General features: G+C 61.3%; 15 protein-coding genes. 9 read left to right on the top strand and 6 right to left on the bottom strand.

Annotated features, from left to right (window positions below):
- Window position 1: 1 nt before the first annotated feature.
- Entirely contained in the window at window positions 2-997 is a 996-nt protein-coding gene (locus tag Tal182_RS30305; RefSeq protein ID WP_085861926.1) for a sugar ABC transporter permease, read from the top strand.
- Between the two features lie 13 nt (window positions 998-1,010).
- A complete protein-coding gene (locus Tal182_RS30300; protein WP_206426556.1) occupies window positions 1,011-2,057 on the top strand; it encodes a carbohydrate ABC transporter permease in 1,047 nt (348 codons plus the stop codon).
- A gap of 274 nt (window positions 2,058-2,331) precedes the next feature.
- Here Tal182_RS30300 and Tal182_RS30295 read toward each other — a convergent pair whose 3' ends face one another.
- Window positions 2,332-3,483, bottom strand: coding sequence for an ROK family transcriptional regulator (locus Tal182_RS30295; protein WP_085861924.1), 1,152 nt, complete (start codon window positions 3,481-3,483; stop codon window positions 2,332-2,334).
- A 168-nt stretch (window positions 3,484-3,651) separates the two neighbouring features.
- Here Tal182_RS30295 and Tal182_RS30290 point away from each other — a divergent pair, with 168 nt between their 5' ends.
- Window positions 3,652-4,683, top strand: a complete 1,032-nt coding sequence (locus Tal182_RS30290) for an AraC family transcriptional regulator (RefSeq protein ID WP_085861923.1) — start codon at window positions 3,652-3,654, stop codon at window positions 4,681-4,683.
- 30 nt (window positions 4,684-4,713) lie between these two features.
- Here Tal182_RS30290 and Tal182_RS30285 read toward each other — a convergent pair whose 3' ends face one another.
- Entirely contained in the window at window positions 4,714-5,751 is a 1,038-nt protein-coding gene (locus tag Tal182_RS30285; RefSeq protein WP_064812678.1) for a LacI family DNA-binding transcriptional regulator, read from the bottom strand.
- 112 nt (window positions 5,752-5,863) lie between these two features.
- Window positions 5,864-6,496 carry a TetR/AcrR family transcriptional regulator gene (locus tag Tal182_RS30280; RefSeq protein WP_085861922.1) on the bottom strand — a complete coding sequence of 211 codons (633 nt, stop codon included), beginning with the start codon at window positions 6,494-6,496 and terminating at the stop codon, window positions 5,864-5,866.
- Between the two features lie 109 nt (window positions 6,497-6,605).
- Between Tal182_RS30280 and Tal182_RS30275 the strand changes: the two genes are divergently transcribed.
- From Tal182_RS30275 to Tal182_RS30250, 6 genes are all read left to right on the top strand, one after another.
- Window positions 6,606-7,679 (top strand): efflux RND transporter periplasmic adaptor subunit, encoded by a 1,074-nt coding sequence (locus Tal182_RS30275; RefSeq protein ID WP_064807586.1) that lies wholly within the window; start codon window positions 6,606-6,608, stop codon window positions 7,677-7,679.
- A complete protein-coding gene (locus Tal182_RS30270) occupies window positions 7,676-8,761 on the top strand; it encodes an efflux RND transporter periplasmic adaptor subunit (RefSeq protein WP_085861921.1) in 1,086 nt (361 codons plus the stop codon). Before Tal182_RS30275 ends, Tal182_RS30270 begins: the two co-directional genes overlap by 4 nt.
- Window positions 8,758-11,829, top strand: coding sequence for an efflux RND transporter permease subunit (locus Tal182_RS30265; RefSeq protein ID WP_064807582.1), 3,072 nt, complete (start codon window positions 8,758-8,760; stop codon window positions 11,827-11,829). Before Tal182_RS30270 ends, Tal182_RS30265 begins: the two co-directional genes overlap by 4 nt.
- 184 nt (window positions 11,830-12,013) lie before the next feature.
- The gene (locus Tal182_RS30260) at window positions 12,014-13,165 is read left to right on the top strand and encodes an alpha/beta fold hydrolase (RefSeq protein ID WP_206426555.1); all 1,152 of its coding nucleotides are present in this window, start codon (window positions 12,014-12,016) and stop codon (window positions 13,163-13,165) included.
- 214 nt (window positions 13,166-13,379) lie between these two features.
- Window positions 13,380-14,831, top strand: a complete 1,452-nt coding sequence (locus Tal182_RS30255; RefSeq protein WP_064807580.1) for an NCS1 family nucleobase:cation symporter-1 — start codon at window positions 13,380-13,382, stop codon at window positions 14,829-14,831.
- 292 nt (window positions 14,832-15,123) lie between these two features.
- On the top strand, window positions 15,124-16,167 hold the full coding sequence (locus Tal182_RS30250; protein ID WP_064807578.1) for a magnesium and cobalt transport protein CorA: 1,044 nt from the start codon (window positions 15,124-15,126) through the stop codon (window positions 16,165-16,167).
- Here Tal182_RS30250 and Tal182_RS30245 read toward each other — a convergent pair whose 3' ends face one another.
- The 3 genes from Tal182_RS30245 to Tal182_RS30235 form a co-directional block, all read right to left on the bottom strand.
- Window positions 16,168-16,941, bottom strand: coding sequence for a phosphotransferase (locus Tal182_RS30245; protein ID WP_085861920.1), 774 nt, complete (start codon window positions 16,939-16,941; stop codon window positions 16,168-16,170). It abuts the gene before it with no gap.
- Between the two features lie 10 nt (window positions 16,942-16,951).
- Window positions 16,952-17,833 (bottom strand): MBL fold metallo-hydrolase, encoded by an 882-nt coding sequence (locus Tal182_RS30240; protein WP_085861919.1) that lies wholly within the window; start codon window positions 17,831-17,833, stop codon window positions 16,952-16,954.
- Window positions 17,834-17,903: 70 nt separating this feature from the next.
- Window positions 17,904-18,266 (bottom strand): hypothetical protein, encoded by a 363-nt coding sequence (locus Tal182_RS30235; RefSeq protein ID WP_085861918.1) that lies wholly within the window; start codon window positions 18,264-18,266, stop codon window positions 17,904-17,906.
- Between the last annotated feature and the right edge of the window lie 155 nt (window positions 18,267-18,421).

The raw sequence follows: 18,421 nt of genomic DNA, 5'->3' as shown, positions 1-18,421 counted from the left end.
CATGGCAGAGATCACGGCCGGTACACTGCTGTCTCAGACAGGCGAAACGGCGATGAGGGTGGTCGAGGCGCCGATGAATGCGATCGAGCGTCTGTTCGGCCGCAAGCGGATGCCATGGCTGTTCCTGGCGCCGAACCTCATCCTGTTCGGAATCTTCACGTTCCTTCCCATCGCGATCGCCGTCGGCTACGCCTTCACGGGCGGCACCAATCTCTTCGTCTCCGAACGGCCGTTCGTCGGTCTCGACAATTTCCGCACCCTGCTTTCCTGCGGCAATTATCTTCAGCCCGGAACCTGCCAGGAATCGCTGTTCTGGACGGCGGTGTGGAACACCCTTTGGTTCGTGGCCTTCAACGTCGTCGCCACATTGCTGGTAGCGCTGATCACGGCGCTGATCCTCAACCGGGCGATCTTTGCGCGTGGCTTCTTCCGGGCGATGTTCTTCTATCCGGTTCTGCTGTCGCCCGTCGTCATCGGCCTGATCTGGAAGTGGTTCCTCGATCGCAACGGCCTGCTGAACGCCTTCTTTCAGATGCTCGGCGTGCCGCCGGAGATCTTCCTGCTCGATGTCGGCTGGTCGCGCTTCTTCGTCGTCGTCGTGTCGGTCTGGTTCCATATGGGCTTTTACACGCTGATCCTGCTCGCCGGCCTCCAGGCGATCCCGAAAGATCTCTACGAGGCCGCGTCGATCGATGCCGCTTCACCGCGCCGCACATTGTTCAGGATCACGCTTCCGCTTCTTGCCCCGAACCTGCTTGTCGTGTTCATCCTTCTGATGATCAAGTCGGTGCAGATCTTTGACGAGGCCTGGGTTCTGACCAATGGCGGCGGCCCAGGCACGGCCAACAGCTTCATCGTTCAATATATCTATCAGATGGCCTTCGGCAGCGATCTGCGCCTCTTCGGCCTTGCGTCGGCCGCATCGGTTCTCATGGGTCTGGTGCTTCTGGTTCTCACCCTCATACAGCTGCGCCTCGGCAAGCGAATGGAGTCCTGAGATGAACAGCTCTATGAACCCAATCCGCTTCATGACACGCACACGTCGGGCCGGACGCATCGATATCACCGATATTTTGTCATGGGTCTGGCTGATCGGCGGAACGTTCGCCGTGCTCATTCCCGTCGTCTGGGCAGGCCTCTCCTCGCTGAAGCCGGCGGCCGAGATCACCCGCTTTCCGCCGTCGCTGCTTCCCCGGGCCGCCGTGGAACAGACCGTGCCCGGATTCGACAAGCCGCTCAGCCTTTGGAACGTCACGATTGACAGCCAACAGCGTGAAATGGCCATGATCAGGCGCATCGGTCTCAAGGCGCAAATGGTCGACCCCGCAAATCCGGGGCAACCGGTCGGTGTCGACGTGAAGGGGATCACGCCGGTCCAGCATCTGACCGTTGCCACCGAGAACTACACCGATCCGCTGACGCGCTTCAACTTCCTGACCTTCCTGAAGAACTCGGTCTTCGTCACCGTGGTTGCCACGCTGCTGACGCTTGTTGTCAACGCCATGGCTGCCTTTGCGTTGTCGAAATACAAATTTCGGGGCGACACGACTGTGTTCGTCATCATCATCTCGACGCTGATGATACCGCTGGCCGTCGTCATGGTCCCGGCCTATCTCGTCATCGTCGGGGTCGGGCTCGCCGACAATCTCTGGGGTGTTATCCTGCCAACCGTCGCCTCGCCGACGGCCGTTTTCCTGCTGCGGCAATATATGCTGACCATACCGGACGAGCTGATCGAGGCGGCGCGCGTCGATGCGGCGAGCGAATTCTGCATCTTCTGGCGGATCATCCTGCCGCTGACGGCGCCGGCGCTTGCGGTGCTGGCGATCTTTTCCGTGCTCTGGCGCTGGAACGATTTCCTCTGGCCGCTCATCGTCCTCAACAGCCGCGAGAATTTCACCTTGCAAGTCGGCCTGAACGCCTTCCAGGGGGAGTTCTCGGTGCAGTGGCACTATATCCTGGCGATGACCTTCCTCAGCCTGCTGCCCGTCACGGTCGTCTTCCTGTTCCTGCAGAAATACATCACCACAGGCATTGCCGGTACGGGAATGAAGTGAACGAATCCTGGCGCCCAGCCCCGATTGGGATCGAGATGAGGAAACCTCCCAAGCATTGAAGACTGCCTTCCCATCTCATCGCGCCGGCTGAAGCGCGCCGCATCTGGTCCTGCGGTGCGCTTCAGTCCTTTCAGAGCAATTCCAGGAAAAGTGTGAAGCGGTTTTCCGTCCGGAATTGCGTAAAAACAAAAACTTAGAACGGTTCAGCGCTTCCATGAAAAGCTGAGCCGCTCTATGGGGGAAGTCGCGCGGGGCTTGGCCGCCTGAGCCGTCATCACAAAACAGTTTCGAATAGCGGGATCAAGGCCGCGCCGATCGCGCCGGGGGCGTCGATGATCTTCGCCACGGCCAAGCCCGGAACGTCGCGCAATGCGCCATGCCGAGGCAGATTGTTGAATTCGGTGCGTTCGATCAGCATTCTCGCAAGTGAACGTGGAAGCTCGCCGCCAAGCACGATCAATGCCGGGTCGAAGATCGCGCAGATCGCATTGATGGCTCTGTTGTGGGCCGGAGTGACGCGGTCGATCCATTCCTCGACACCATCCCACTCCACCAGAGTTTCGTTCTTCAGGTCCTTCAGCGTCAGCCCCACGCGCCCCTTGGCGCGAAGATGTTCGAGCAATTGGTTGAGTGCGGGACGATCGTCGTAATCCTGCCGTCCGAAGAGAACCGAGAATTCCCCGGCATTTCCGAAACTGCCGCGAAAGGGCATGCCTCCGGAAACCAGGCCGCCGCCATAACCATGAAGATGGGCGATATAGGCAAAATCGGCGACGTCACGGCCGACGCCGAAAATCGCTTCAGCCAAGGCGGCGGTCCTGGCGACGTTGTCAGCCCAGACCGGCAGGCCAAGTCGCTGTCCCAGCTCGGGCGCCAGGTCGATCAGCGACCAATGGGCCAGCGGCAAGGGGCAATTGAAAGCTGTCTCCAGCATCCGATGGCCGGCGACTGCCAGGCCGACGCCGAGGATATCGCTTCGCTTGGCTCCGCGGCGGGCGAGGATATCTTCGACCGCCGCTGCGATCCGGTCCATCTCCAGAGGCAAGGAAGCGCCGGCCTGGGGAATTTCCATATTGTCCAACGGTTCGCCGAAGCCCATGAGGCAAAGGCCGATAGAGCCGACATTGACGGAGATGCCGAGCGTCAGACACCACTCCTTCCGGAGCGTCAGCTCCGGGCTGGGCGGACCGGCCCGCCGGTTTTCCGACTGGGAAAAGGCGACCATCCCCCGATCGTGAAGTCGCCCGACGATCCTGTGCAGTGATTGCTGGGTGAGATCGAGCGGTTCCGTGAGATCGGATCGCTCGATGCCGGGCGACTTCCAGATCAATCGCAAGAGGTCGCGTTCGTTGCGAGAGGCCACTCTCGCGGGCTGCGTGTCTCGCAAAAAATGTGGGGCGACGTGGTCCAGCGGATCGTACTTCATTTTCCGAACATATTGATTTACACTGTAAGTGTGAAGCAGGTGGGTGGGACGCTTTGCTTCTGCAGGGCAACGATGCATCCGTGGTTTTGCAGTCCTGCTTAACGCATCAAGATTGGCCAGACCAGTTGCGATGACGTCTCAAGCGGCAGGGGAAAAGAAGCGAGCGGCATGGATTCACTAAGAGCGGAGAAATTGGCCTGCATTGCCGAGCATGAGGGTTACGGTTTTGAGCCCACGCATGAAGGCGCCAGCTTCGAATCAATGGTCCAGGCGTTTTCGGCCGGTTATGGGGCTTTCGCCGCACAGCCATTGAAGAATGGCCGAAAATTCGCCTGGGCCGCGGATTTGAGAAGGACCGAGGCGCTCACGGTGCTTCACTCCGTGTATCAGAGTTCCTGGACAATCCGGACGCTTGATGAGACTCCGCAGCATCTCGCATTTTTCATGCCGCACACCGGATCTTTTCGACTGTCGATAGGGAAGAGAACGGTCGAAAGCGGCGCCGGTCATCTGCTTATGGCCAACAACCACGAAGCCGGCGATCGTGTGGTCCAGGGGGGACCGCATCGTTCGGACGTCCTCTTCCTGGACTGGAAGGTTGTGAAAAGGGTGCTCGCCTCGCTGGTGGAAAAGCCCCTCTCGGAGTCGTTCGACCTCGACCCCATCCTTGATCGCACGACGCAGTCAGGCCAGCTTATCGGCAATCTGCTTCAGACGATCGTGCAGGGCGTGCGCGGCGACGGTCCGCTGCTATCTTCGCCTCTTGCCGCCGCCGCGATCAGCGAAACCCTCGCTCACCTCGTGATCCGATTTGGCCGGCATCGTTTTTCCAATCATCTCGAAAAACAGAAAGTATCGCTGATTGCTCCCTGGCACGTCCGGCGGGCCATCGACTACATGCATGCCAATATCGCGGAACCTCTCACCATGACGATGGTGGCCGACGGTGTCGGCGTTTCCCTTCGTGCATTGCAAACGGGCTTCAAGGCCTTCAGGGGCACGTCGCCGGCAGGGTACCTCCGCACGATCCGGCTGCAGGCGGCCCGCGAGCAACTGCGGGATCCGACCAACCAGCAATCCGTCCGCGAAATCTGTGCGATATGGGGTTTTGCGCACGCGGGGAGGTTCTCCATCATCTACCGCAGCACCTTTGGAGAGAGCCCGCGCGATACGCGGCTGCGGGCCGAGCGCCTGCGCTGAAGTAAGCCGAGAAGCTGCTCTTCCGGCCGTTCAGCGCGGCGGCGCGATGCTGCCGCGCAGGACGAGATGACAGCCGAGTTCCAGGCGATGAGCCGGCCGCTGCGGATCATTGGCGATCAGCCGCTGTTCGATGAGCGCGAGCGCTGCCGCGCCGAGACGGTCGGTCGGCACGCTCACGGTGGACAGCGGCGGGCGGCTGAACTCGCCGGGAACGATGTCGTCGAAGCCGAGCACGGATATTGCGTCGGGAACGCGTATATCGCGATCGGCCAATGCCTTCAGGCAGCCGAGCGCCAGATTGTCGGCCGCGCAGAAGACGGCGGTGGCGCCTTTCAGCGTGGGGTCACGATGGAGCAGCGCGTTGATGGCCGCTTCGCCATGCCGGGGCTCATATCCCTCCGCCTCGATGATCATATCCTTCGGCACGGGAAGCTGTGCGGCGAAATAGGCATCGGAAAAACCGTCATACCGGCGCTGGATGGTCGTGCGGCCCTTCCACGTCAGATGCAGGATCCGGCGGTGGCCAAGCGCCAGGAGGTGCTCGATTCCGAGCCGTGCGCCGAAGCGGTTTTCAGGTGTCACCGTATCGACCAGCATGGCGGGATCCTCGCCGTTGACGATCACGACGGGCATATCCGCCGAGGCGAGGCTGCGGATGAGTTCGGGCTGATCGTCATTCAGCACCACGATGCCATCAGCGCGTTCTGATATCGCGATCTGCCTGACCTCGGCGCCGTCGATCCGCCGGCCGCTGCTGACGTAGGGCACGATACGGATGCCGCGGCGCTCGCATTCCCTGCGAAGACCGTTGAGAATCGTCCAGCTCACCAGATTGAGATCGCTCTCCGGCGCGGCATCGTCAGGAATGGCGAGAAGTAGAACGTGCAAGGCGGCGATCGTCGCCTTCTTTCTCCGGCGGTCGAGATAACCGAGACGTTTTGCCGAATCCAGAACTCTTTCTCGCACCTCGATCGTCAGCGGCGCAGTTCCGTTCAGGGCGTGCGAGGCCGTGCTCAGCGACACTTCGGCATCGCGTGCGACATCCTTGAGATTGACTTTACGTTCCACTTTTTCCGCCAGGAATTCAGATCGTACCTTCGAAGCATAAGCTAACTCGATGTTTTCACATAAAGACTTTAGAAAAGCTATGTGCTTGCGTTGATATTTTCGTCATCCGCAATCAGCGACGTTCGGCAAGCAGCCCGTTGAACAGCAGGTCGAAATAGGCCCGCATGAAGGCGTCCTTGCTGGGCGTCGGCACGCGGCGATCGTCGAAGATCAGCCGCAGAACCGTCGTCGTCAGAATCGGCGCGACGACGAGGTCGGAGAATTCGACAGGAATTTTGCGAAATTCCCCTGACGCAACGCCTTCCTCGATGAGAGCGTCGATCCTGGCGATAATCGGCGCTATGAATTCATCGTGGTGGCGATCGATCAGGTCGGGGAAGCGCTGTCCTTCCGAAATGACCAGCCGCGTCAATTCGCGGGTTGTGCGATCCTCCGCGATTTGGTCGTAAAGTAGACCGAGAATGGACATCAGCCTGTCGGTGGCGCTGCCGCTGAGGCCAGCGGTGATTTCAAGCAGTTCCTGAAAGGGGACCGAGAAGTGACTGATCATGGCTTCGAAGAGCTTTTCCTTCGTCTCGAAGTAGACGTAGACCGTGCCCTTGGTGACGCCGACCCTGTCTGCGATGTCGTCGACTCGGGCGCCGGCGAATCCGTTTCTGACGAATTCCTCGAAGGCGGCATCCAGGATCTGGATGGGCCGCAACGCCTTCTGTTCCGCGCGTGTGAGTTTCTTCTGAGTTGCCATTCGTGTCTCGCCTCCCTTGTTTTGTACCGTCGCCCCTATGGCAAAAGTTTCATTGACTAATCCGTCAGTCAATTATATAGCAGCTGCCGTTGAGAGCAAGAGGTCAACTATGAGAACCATTCTGGTCGCCACAGCGATCGTATGCACGATCGGTCTCGTCTCCTGCAGCGAGCCGGGCGGGCCGAGCGAACCTGCCGCGCGGCAGGTCGGCGTCGTCGTCGCCAGGTCTGAGCCGCTGAGTGATGGCGGCGCGTTGACGGGAGAGGTCCGCGCCCGTGTTCAGACCGATCTGTCCTTCCGCGTCAGTGGTAAGATCGTCGAACGGCTGGTCGAGGTCGGGCAGTCGGTAAAGGCGGGGCAGCTGCTGGCGCGCATCGATCCGGAAGAGCAGAAGGCCGACCTGGATGTGGCCGCCGCCAATCTCCAGTCCGCCGAGGCGCAGCAGACCCAGGCGCAGCTTGCCTTCGACCGCCAGCAGAGCCTGTTTCGAACCCAGGTGACGACGCGCGCCGCGCTCGACCAGGCGCAGGAGGCGCTTCTGACGGCGCAGGCATCGACCAAGTCGGCGCAGGCGCTCTTCGAAACAGCGCAGGACACCCTCTCCTATACCCAGCTGAAGGCCGATGCCGATGGGGTGATCACCGCCCGCAATGCCGAGGTCGGGCAGGTGGCGCAGGCGGCTCAGGTCGTCTTCACCCTTGCCCACGATGGCGACCGGGATGCCGTCTTCGAAGTGGTCGAGAGCGCGTTCCTCCGCCCGATCGACGGCGACGGCACAGTGGCCCTTCTGTCGGACCCCTCGCAGAAGATCACGGCGAAGGTGCGCGAGATTTCGCCGACGATCGATTCTTCCACCGGCACCATCAGGGTCAAGGTTGCGTTGTCGAGCGATGCTCCCATTCCACTCGGCGCTCCCGTCGTCGGAAAGTTCAGTTACGTTCCGCAGGACGTCATCCAGCTGCCCTGGTCGGCAATGACCTCCAAGGGGGGTAAGCCGGCAGTCTGGATCGTCGATCCCGCATCCTCTGCGGTTTCGGTAAGGGCGATCGACGTCGCCGGCTACGAGACCGGCAGCTTCGTCGTCAAGTCGGGCGTGTCGGCAGGGGACGTCGTGGTGACCGACGGCACCAAATTCCTCCGGCCCGGCGAAATCGTGTCTTATGTCAAGGAAGCATCCAAGTGAGCATTCGTCCCAAGATAATCGCACTGATGATGGGTACGGCCCTGCTCTCCTCCTGCACGAAGCAGGAGGAAAGCACTGGTGAAGCGCCCCGTCCCGTGCTGTCGATGACGGTCAAGCAGACGCCCGCGACCAGCCTCGGCCTGACCGGCACGATCGAGCCGACGATCGAGACCGAGCTCGGCTTCCGAATCCTCGGGCGGATGATTGCCCGCAACGTCAATGTCGGTGATGTCGTCAAGAAGGGTGATGTCGTTGCCGCCATCGATCCGCTGGCGCTGGAGCTTGCGGTGCGCAGCGCCCAGTCGGATGTCGAGAACAGCGACGCCCAGCTCCGAAACGCGGTGACGACGGAACAGCGCCAGCGCGCGCTGGTGGAATCGCGCTCCGGAACGGAAGCCTCGCTCGAAGAGGCCGAACAGGCGAGACGGACGGCCGCAGCCGCCGTCGCCAAAGCGCAGGCCAATCTCGACAAGGCCAGGGAGCAGCTCGGTTACGCGCAGCTTCAGGCGGAATTCGATGGCGTCGTGACGGCAAGCTCGGCCGAGGTCGGCCAGGTCGTGTCGGCCGGCCAGACGGTCGTCACGATAGCCCGGCCGGACAAGCGTGACGCCGTTGTCGACGTGCCCCAGGCCGCTGCCCAGAAACTGAAGATCGGCGCGCCCTTCGAAGTGACGCTGCAGCTCGAGCCTTCGATCCGCACGACGGGCGTCGTGCGCGAGATCGCACCGGAGGCCGAGACCGCCACCCGCACGAGCAGGACCAAGATCGCGCTCGCCGATCCGCCTGAAGCCTTCAGGCTCGGCGCGGTCATCACAGCCTCCGCAACCATCGCTGCCGATCCCGAGATCGTGCTGCCTTCCTCGGCGATTCTTGCCGGCACCGACGGCGCCAGCGTCTGGATCGTCGATGTAGCAGGCAAGAAGGTCTCGCGCCGCCATGTGAAGATCGACGGCGACGTCGTCGATGGCGGCACCGTCCGCGTCACCGATGGGCTCGCTCCCGGAGAGCGGGTGGTCGTGGCGGGCGTGCATAAACTTGAAGATGGCCAGGCCATCAGGATCGACCAGGAGATCAGCCAGTGAAGTCCTTCAATCTTTCCGACTGGGCGCTCGAACACCGTTCGCTCGTCTGGTACTTCATGATCGTTTTCATTCTCGCCGGCGCCTTCTCCTATCTGAACCTCGGCCGCGAGGAAGATCCGAACTTCACCATCAAGACCATGGTGATCACCGCGCAATGGCCCGGCGCCTCCGCCGAGGAGGTGACGCGGCAGGTGACCGACAGGATCGAGAAGAAGCTCCAGGAACTTGAATCGCTCGATTATACCAAGAGCCAGACCGTCGCCGGCCAGACCACCGTCTTCGTCGAGCTGCTGCCGACGACCAAGGCTAAGGATGTCGCGCCGACCTGGCTGCGCATCCGCAACATGATCGCCGACATCAAGGGCGATTTCCCGAGCGGGGTCGTCGGTCCCTTCTTCAATGATCGCTTCGGCGACGTATTCGGCAACATCTACGCCTTCACCAGCGACGGGCTGACCCAGCGCCAGCTTCGCGATCTCGTTGAAAATGCCCGCTCTGAAGTTCTGACGGTGCCGAATGTCGGCAAGGTCGATGTGATCGGCGCCCAGGACGAGGCAATCTATCTCGAATTCTCCACGCGCCAGATCGCAGCGCTCGGCATCGACCAGCAGTCGGTCATCCAGACGCTGCAGGCCCAGAATGCCGTCACTCAGTCCGGCTTCGTCGATGCCGGTCCGGAGCGCATCGCCTTGCGGGTGAGCGGGCAGTTCACCTCCGAGGAAAGCCTGCGATCGATCAACCTTCGCATCAACGACCGCTTCTTCCCGTTGACCGATGTCGCCACGATCAAGCGCGGCTACGTCGATCCGCCCTCGGCGCTGTTCCGCTTCAACGGCGAGCCCGCGATCGGGCTTGCCATCGGCATGAAGCAGGGCGCCAACCTGCTGGAGTTCGGCGAGGCGCTCGACGCGCGGATGAAACAGGTCGTCGCCGATCTTCCGATCGGCGTGGATGTCCACCGCGTTTCCGATCAGCCGGCCGTCGTCGACGAAGCTGTTTCGGGCTTTACCCGCGCGCTATTTGAAGCGATCGTCATCGTCCTGGTCATCAGCTTCATCAGCCTCGGTGCCCGCGCCGGCATGGTGGTGGCGATCTCCATTCCTCTCGTGCTCGCCATCACCTTCGTGGTGATGGAATATTCCGGCATTTCGCTTCAGCGTATCTCGCTCGGCGCGCTTATCATTGCGCTGGGCCTGCTCGTCGACGATGCCATGATCGCGGTCGAGATGATGGTCGCCCGTCTGGAGGCGGGCGATGATCTGAGAAAAGCCGCTACCCACGTCTATACATCGACGGCTTTCCCGATGTTGACCGGGACGCTCGTCACCGTCGCGGGCTTCATTCCGGTTGGCCTCAACAGCAGCGCCGCCGGCGAATTCACCTTTACGCTTTTTGTGGTCATCGCGGTTTCGCTGGTTGTTTCCTGGATCGTCGCCGTGTTGTTCACGCCGCTTCTCGGCGTCACCATCCTGCCGAAGACCATGAAGTCGCATCACGAGAAGAAGGGACGGTTCGCCTCCGTGTTCTCCTGGCTTTTGGGGCTGGCGATGCGCTGGCGTTGGGTCACCATCGTGCTGACGGTCGGCGTCTTCGCTCTTTCGGTCGGCGGCATGGGGCTGGTGCAGCAGCAGTTCTTTCCGAACTCGGACAGAACCGAGCTCGTGATCGACTGGAACCTGCCCCACAACAGCTCGATTGCCGAGACCAACAGGCAGATGGCCAAGTTCGAAAAGGAGATGCTGGCCGATAACAAGGATATCGATCACTGGACGACCTATGTCGGCCAGGGCGCGCCGCGCTTCATCCTGTCCTTCGATGTGCAGACGCCCGATGTCACCTTCGGACAGACCATCATCGTCACCAAAGGCCTCGACGTGCGCGACAAGGTGCGGGCGGAGCTGCAGGATTATCTGACGAAGACCTTCCCGGGCACCGACGCCTTCGTGAAGCTTCTCGATATCGGCCCGCCGGTGGGCAAACCGGTCCAGTACCGGATCAGCGGCCCGGATATTCAGAAGGTACGCGATATCTCCCAGCAATTTGCGGGCGTTGTCGGCACCCATCCGCTGTTGTCGAACATGGTCTTGGACTGGAACGAGCCCTCCCGCGTTGTGAAGGTCGACGTCCTGCAGGACAAGGCGCGCCAGCTCGGCGTTTCCTCCGAGGACATCGCAACCGCGCTCAATGGCATAGTCGAAGGTTCGACGGCAACGCAGATTCGCGATGATATCTACCTGGTCAACGTCGTCGGGCGAGCCAGGGCATCCGAGCGCGACTCCATCCAGACCCTTCAGAATCTGCAGCTCTCCACCTCCAACGGCAAAGTCGTGCCTTTGTCGGCCGTCGCGAATTTCCGTTACGAGCTCGAGCAGCCGACGATCTGGCGTCGCGACCGGCAGCCCACGATCACGCTCAAGGCAGCCGTCATCGGTTCGACACAGCCGGCCACGATCGTCGATCAGCTGAAGCCGAAGGTCGAGGAGTTTCAGAAGAACCTTCCCGTCGGATACAAGGTGGAAATCGGCGGCGCCGTCGAATCCAGCGCCGAGGCGCAGGGGCCGATCGCGGCCGTGGCTCCGCTGATGCTGTTTACGATGGCGACGATCCTGATGATCCAGTTGCAGAGCTTCAGCCGCCTGTTCCTGGTCTTTGCGGTGGCGCCGACGGCTCTGATCGGCGTGGTTACGGCGCTCTTGCTCAGCAATGCGCCGATGGGCTTCGTCGCCATCCTCGGCGTGCTGGCGCTGATCGGCATCCTGATCCGCAACTCGGTCATCCTGGTCGTGCAGATCGAGCATCTGCGCGCCGAAGGGGTCGCGCCATGGCAGGCGGTCATCGAGGCGACCGAACACCGCATGCGGCCGATCATGCTGACGGCGGCGGCGGCAACCCTCGCGCTGATCCCGATCTCGCGCGAGATCTTCTGGGGGCCGATGGCCTACGCCATGATGGGCGGCATCGTTATCGGAACCGCGCTCACCCTGCTGTTCCTGCCGGCGCTCTACGTCGCATGGTTCAGAATCCCGAGGGAGGAGGCTGTCCGGGCCGAAGCCACCGCGGAGGCATGAGGTGAGGCTTCGACGGCCATCGCCTACGCCCGCCGCGGCGGCGGCTGCAACACGGGCCGCGACGAAATGGGTGGGATGGCGCGGGCGATGCCGTCCCACGCCGGGCGGGAACGGCATGGCGAATGATGACGTGGACAGAGCCACACGCCGGAGAGCGTCTGGCCTTGAGGGAAACGGATCGATAATGCAGCGACATTTCCGAGACCTGCCAAAGGCAATGCCGGCGATCATCGTCGCCATCGGCCTGGCGATGCTTGCGGGCTGTGCCACGCGGCCATCGCCTGAAGTTTTGACGCCTGTTCATCTCCGCGAGCCGGCCCGTTCGGAAACGGCTCCAGACAGGGTGAGGGTGCTCGTCGCGACCAACAGAACCCCCGATCGCGTGCGGGGCGGGTTCGACAGCACATGGGCCGAGAAGCTGACCTATGAACAATATGCGTTTTCGGTTCCTCCCGGCAGGAAAGATACCGCGATCACCTATCCCAAGGCAAAGCCGGATCCGGAGCGGCAATATGCCGTCGTCGAGCGCAGGCAGCTGCCGAAGGATGCTTTCGTGCAGCAGGCGCTCGCCGCCGTGCAGCCCGACGGCACTGTCGGCATCTTCGTCCATGGCTACAACTACAGTTACCAGGAAGCGCTTTACCGCACCGCCCAGATCGCCGCCGATGCGAAGATCCCGGGCGCTCCGATCCTGTTTTCCTGGCCTTCGGCGGCATCCGTCGCCGGATATGTCGCCGATCGCGACGCTGCGCTTTCCTCGCGCAGCGAACTCGATTCCCTCGTCACATCGCTCTCGGTATCGAGCAAGGTGAAGCGCATCATCCTGTTCGGGCACAGCATGGGCGGGTTCCTGGTGATGGAAACGGTGCGAGAGCTCAAACTGCAGCATCGCGACGCCGTCATCGGCAAGCTGGCGGTGGTGCTCGCCGCTCCTGACATCGACGTCGATGTCTTCCGGTCGCAGCTGAAGGACATCGGTCCAATGCCGAATCCGATCTCCCTTCTGGTTTCCAAGGACGACCGGGCGCTCGTGGCCTCAAGCTTCATCGCCGGCGAACGGGCGCGCGTCGGCCGCCTCGATATCGACGATCCTGTCATCCAGGAGGCGGCCTTGCAGGCGAGGCTGCGGGTCATCGACATTACCTCGATCAAGACCTCCGATGGGTTGGGCCACGACCGCTACGCATCGCTCGCGAAGTTCGGCGCCCAGCTTGCTTCCTTCGAGAGCGGCGGCCGGTCGACCGCCGGCGACGTCGGCGCCTTCGTCTTCGATGCCGCAGGCGCTGCAGTCGCAAGCCCGTTTCGCCTGGCGGGATATGTCGTTCGCTCGCAATAGAGCGGTTTTGAATTTACGCAATTCCCGGCAAAAGCGCTTCGCGCTCTGCCTGGGAAAACCGCTCGCACTTTTTCTGGAATTGCTCCAGGTCGGGAGCCTGTACATCCTGATCATCAGGATTGTGTACAATATGACTATTAAATTGTCAGATGCCTAAATGAAGCGCAAACTTCCATCGTGGCCGAGTCGGCCACTGGGGATATGGGAGGGCATTATGAGCATTCAAAATCCGTCTCCCTCGTTGTACAACGAGGATCTTGCGCCCGCGGAGGAGCGTAAGTGGGGTGCATTCAGCATCTTCAACGTCTGGACGTCGGACGTCCATAGTCTCTGGGGCTATTATCTGGCGGCAAGCCTGTTTCTGCTCTGCGGCAGCTTCGTGAACTTTGTCATCGCTATCGGCATCGGCTCTCTCGTCATCTTCTTCCTGATGAGCCTAGTCGGAAATGCCGGCGTGCGCACCGGTGTCCCCTTTCCGGTTCTGGCGCGCGCCTCCTTCGGCACCTTCGGCGCCAACGCTCCGGCGCTGGTCCGAGCGGTGGTCGCCTGCTTCTGGTACGGCGCGCAGACCGCCGCCGCATCCGGCGCGATCGTTGCCTTGTTGATCCGCAACGAGAGCCTGCTCGCCTTCCATCAGAACAGCCACATGCTCGGCCATTCGACCCTCGAGCTTATCTGCTACATCATCGTCTGGGCGCTGCAACTGCTGATCATTCAGCGCGGCATGGAAACGGTCCGCAAGTTCCAGGATTGGGCGGGTCCCGCCGTCTGGATCATGATGCTGATCCTCGCGGTCTATCTCGTCACCAAATCCGGCACCTTCTCATTCGGTTCCGAAATCCCGCGCGACGTGCTGATCGAAAAGACCAAGGATGCCGGCGTGCCGGGCGAGCCCGGCTCCATTGCCGCACTTGCCGCCGTGGCCGCCACCTGGATCACCTATTTCGCCGCGCTCTACCTGAACTTCTGCGATTTCTCGCGTTACGCAACGAGCGAAAAGGCGCTGCGGAAGGGCAATCTCTGGGGCTTGCCGATCAACCTCCTGGCATTCTGCCTCGTCGCCGGTGTCACGACCACGGCCGCCTTCACCGTATACGGCGAGGTCCTGCTGCACCCGGAAATGATCTCGGCGAAATTCGACAGCTGGTTCCTGGCGTTGCTGGCGGCGCTGACATTCGCGGTGGCAACGCTCGGCATCAACGTCGTGGCGAATTTCGTTTCGCCGGCCTTCGACTTTGCCAATGTCTTCCCGCGCCAGATCAACTTCAAGCGCGGCGGATATATCGCCGCCCTGATTGCCCTCGTGCTCTATCCGTTTGCTCCCTGGGAGACGGGTGCGGCGCACTTCGTCAACTTCATCGGTTCGACGATGGGGCCGATCTTCGGCATCATGATGGTCGACTATTATCTCATCCGGAAGAGCCAGCTGAACGTCGAGGCGCTCTACCAGGAGAATGGCGAGTTCCGGTTCCAGAACGGCTGGCACGGCAATGCCTTCATCGCCTTTGCGGTCGGTGCGCTGTTCTCCTCGATCCTGCCGACCTTCACCTCCATCCTGCCGGACTGGTGGGGCACCTATGGCTGGTTCTTCGGCGTCGCCATCGGCGGGGCGATCTATTTCGTGCTAAGAATGGGCGCGCGGCGCAATCCGGCCTTCGCCTCATGACGAAACAAAGGCGCCTGGCCATCGCCGGGCGCCTTCATGTTCCGTTTTCATAAGCTGCCGCCCCGGGAGCGCGCGACTATACGCTCAACAGACTGACCGGCTACATCGATCAGGATTGGGACGATATCTCCACGGAAACGCGATGGGCGACGCAGAGGCTGTTTGGCATCGGCTCTTTTATGCTTGTGCCGAAGCGGATGCATGTTTTGCGAAATGGCATTATGATCGGCGCAACGCCTGACCGGCGTTGGTTGCGGATACGTGATCCGCGGGACGGGGAGGACGGCAGGATTTGGAACGGCTGAAGGATCTGGACAGTGTTTCCGCGCGGGTCGGCAACGGGTCGGCGTCGCCTCCTTACGAGCGGCGCGGAGTCGTGGCCGCAGCCGTCTACGAGCATGGGCAGCGTATTCGCGACATCAAAATAGAGGAAGCCGGCGAGTGGCGAAACCGGGAGAATGCCATCGTCTGGATCGGTCTGCATGAGCCGGATGAAGTGCTGCTGCATCAGATCCAGGCCGAGTTCAATCTGCATCCGCTGGCGATCGAGGATGCGGCGCAGCCCCACCAGCGCCCGAAGCTGGAAATTTACGGGGAGGCGATGTTCATCGTCGCCCGCACCGCCCATATGAAGGACGGTGAAATCGTCTTCGGCGAAACGCATCTCTTTGTCGGCCGCGGTTACGTCGTCTCCGTTCGCCACGGCGAATCCTCCTCTTATCTCGCGGTCAGGCAGCGCTGCGAGGCGACGCCCGCCGCCCTTGCCCATGGCGAGAACTACATTCTCTATTCCATCCTCGATTTCATCGTCGACAACTACATGCCTGTCATCGAGGTGGTGCAGGAAGAGGTCGAGATGCTCGAGGATCTCGTGCTGCGCGAACAGCTGGGAAAATCCGACATCGAGCGGCTTTACATGCTGCGGCGCAAGCTTCTGCGGCTGCGCAACGCAGTGGTGCCGCTCGTCGACGTCTGCCGGCGATACGAGCATATCGATCTTCCCGGCATGGATCCGACGCTGCAATCGCTGTTTCGCGATGTGACCGATCACGTGCGCCGGGTTCAGGAGGATATCGATGCATTGCGCGAGGTACTCGCCTTCGCCTTCGAAGCCAGCGTGATGATCGGCCAGACGGAACAGACGGCAATCGCCCGCAAGCTCGCCGCCTGGGCGGCGATCCTCGCCGTTCCCACCGCGATCGCCGGCATCTACGGCATGAATTTCAGCGATATGCCGGAATTGAAATTCCAGTACGGCTATTTCGTCGTATTGGGCGTCATCGCCGTCCTCTGCCTGAGCCTTTTCGGCTTCTTCCGCCGGCGAAAATGGCTTTAGTCAGGACAGCGCTTTCAACAGCCGATTTCGGTGTATACCGATATAGCCGATGTCGTTCAGATAGAGCCTGGCGTCTCCTGCGTCGACGTCTTCCGCGAAGGTCTCGTCGCCGGCCGCAGTCCTTGCCAACATGAAATCGGCAAGGGCTTGAAGCCGGCTGCAGATCATCTCGGGAAGCCGGCGCCGTTCTTCCATCGTCGCGCCATAGGCGCTGCAGAAGATTGTCGCCCGCCGCAGCTGGTCGTCCAGACCGAACGCTGCAGAGGGATTGGCAGGATCGGAGAGGGGTGCCCAGCGATAGACCGCGTAGGCGAGATCCCAGAGGCGCGGGGCGGGATGGGCAGTGTCGAAATCGATGATCCCGACAGCTTCCTGATCGACGGTGGCGACATTGTAGGGGGCAAAGTCTCCGTGACAGACGATCTCACGCGGCTCCTGCGCCGGCAGCATCCATATCTGAGCATCGTCATCCGATTCCAGAAAGCCCTGAGATGCTGTATGAAAATCGCGCAGGAGTCTCGCTGCGGAAATCAGCATGCGCTCTGATCCGACAAGGGGATCACGGAGGTCTTCGCAGACGCGCCCGGCGACGTAACTGACGACCTCCTGATCGTCGCCGGTAATTTGAATGGGCTGCGGAGCCGCCGGGAAGCCATTGCTTCTGAGATGGCGCAAGAACCGGTGCGTGGTCGGCGTCCATGCGCCTGATGGTCTGATGACGGTATCGCCGTCGCGCCAGATCTGCCCGGTTCGCCCGCCCTCCAATAATTTCACGCATGGCCTCCTACGCAGATTTCAGTTTTTCGATATGGGCCTGAACCGTAGCGGCAAGGTTCGTTTCATGGCAGTTCCGGTAGAACGCCGCCGTGTCCGAAGGCATCCCGTCGGGAATGGCGACGAAGTCTTCAAGCCGGAAACCACTTGTACTGCCGAGTTCAGGGTCGCCCAGTTGGCTTTCACTGAGGCCGCCGACTCGAACAGCTAGGGCTTCGAAATAAGCAAGATTCTCATCCACTGCCGAAGGCGAAGATGTTCTGCCGTGCGCGGGAATGACCAGTTTCGCATCAAGGTCACAGATCCGCCTGAGCGAGGAGCGGATCTGGCGAAGATCATCGGCACTCCTGCTCCAGACTTCGGGAATGGGATATTCCACCGCGTCGACGGCCAGGCAGATACGGAGTTCCGGAATCCAGACGGCGATATGGTCAGGCGTGTGTCCCGGCGTATGAATGAGTTCCAGCGTCAGATCGCCGCCGTTCAGGACCATCGAGCCGGAGAAGGTGATATCGGGGCCGATGAGTTCGACGTCTGCAAACCGCGATTCCCGTCTCGCCTTGTCCTTCAGGATCTGGTGCGTGGAGGCATCACGCAGACGGTCGAGCGCTGCGGCATGCGCGATGATCGGAGCGCGTCCTGAAACCGCAGAGTTTCCCCAGAAGTGATCCCAATCCATATGCGAATTGACGACGATCAGCGGGCGATCCTCGCCTCTGTCCCTAAGCAGATCCAGCGCCATCCGGCACAGTTCGGGCGTGCCGAGCGTATCGATCAGGACATTGAACCTTTCGGTCCGCACAAACACGGCATCGACCTCGTCTCCCGCCCGGAGGATAACGATGCGCTGGTCAAGTCCGGGATGGGAGCACAATTCTATCGCTGGGTTCACGTCTGCCCGCCTTCGTTGCAATCGCAGCAATATTATCTACTACATCAAATCTCGTCTGGATGCTCGCTCTCTAAGGGCTCCCCGATTTCCGCTCCACCGGCACTGGCACATCCCACCGTTCCATCACGGCGTTCGGCACGGCGGTCGCGCAGATCACCATCACACTGGGCTTCGAGCGGCCGAGGCTCTTCGGCGTCCATTGCGCCTGGAGCGGGACGGCGCATCGGGGAACCAGCACCTTCGCGTTCGGTTCCAGCACGTCCCAGCGCTCGTGCCCCTTGGCGTTCTGCTGTGCGATGAAACGCCTGGCCTCCTCGCGGATTTCGAACAAGCCATGCTTATCAGGTGTCGAGCGATCTGTCTCGATGCTCCAGGAGGCGAGGCTGGGTATGCAAGCCGTGAGGGCGGTGATGAAGACTATTGATCTCAGCATCGATGGGCTCTCAACCGCTCGTTTCCGGATCGGAAACAGTCAGAGGATCTTTTAGCGCATGGCGGCGATATCTCTACCGGCAAATCGTGAGGACTTCCTTCTCTCATTGAGCGAGATCGACCTGCCGGAAGATGTGATATCCCATCTCGCCGCGC

This window comes from Rhizobium sp. TAL182 (assembly GCF_002117725.1).
Classification (GTDB): Bacteria; Pseudomonadota; Alphaproteobacteria; order Rhizobiales; family Rhizobiaceae; genus Rhizobium; species Rhizobium esperanzae.
This window is presented reverse-complemented; position numbering and strand designations above follow the sequence as displayed.

Coding starts and splice junctions, on each gene's coding strand:
- Tal182_RS30305 (WP_085861926.1), top strand. CDS start 2: ATGGCAGAGATCACGGCCGGTACACTGCTGTCTCAGACAGGCGAAACG.
- Tal182_RS30300 (WP_206426556.1), top strand. CDS start 1,011: ATGAACCCAATCCGCTTCATGACACGCACACGTCGGGCCGGACGCATC.
- Tal182_RS30295 (WP_085861924.1), bottom strand. CDS start 3,483: ATGAAGTACGATCCGCTGGACCACGTCGCCCCACATTTTTTGCGAGAC.
- Tal182_RS30290 (WP_085861923.1), top strand. CDS start 3,652: ATGGATTCACTAAGAGCGGAGAAATTGGCCTGCATTGCCGAGCATGAG.
- Tal182_RS30280 (WP_085861922.1), bottom strand. CDS start 6,496: ATGGCAACTCAGAAGAAACTCACACGCGCGGAACAGAAGGCGTTGCGG.
- Tal182_RS30275 (WP_064807586.1), top strand. CDS start 6,606: ATGAGAACCATTCTGGTCGCCACAGCGATCGTATGCACGATCGGTCTC.
- Tal182_RS30260 (WP_206426555.1), top strand. CDS start 12,014: ATGCAGCGACATTTCCGAGACCTGCCAAAGGCAATGCCGGCGATCATC.
- Tal182_RS30255 (WP_064807580.1), top strand. CDS start 13,380: ATGAGCATTCAAAATCCGTCTCCCTCGTTGTACAACGAGGATCTTGCG.
- Tal182_RS30235 (WP_085861918.1), bottom strand. CDS start 18,266: ATGCTGAGATCAATAGTCTTCATCACCGCCCTCACGGCTTGCATACCC.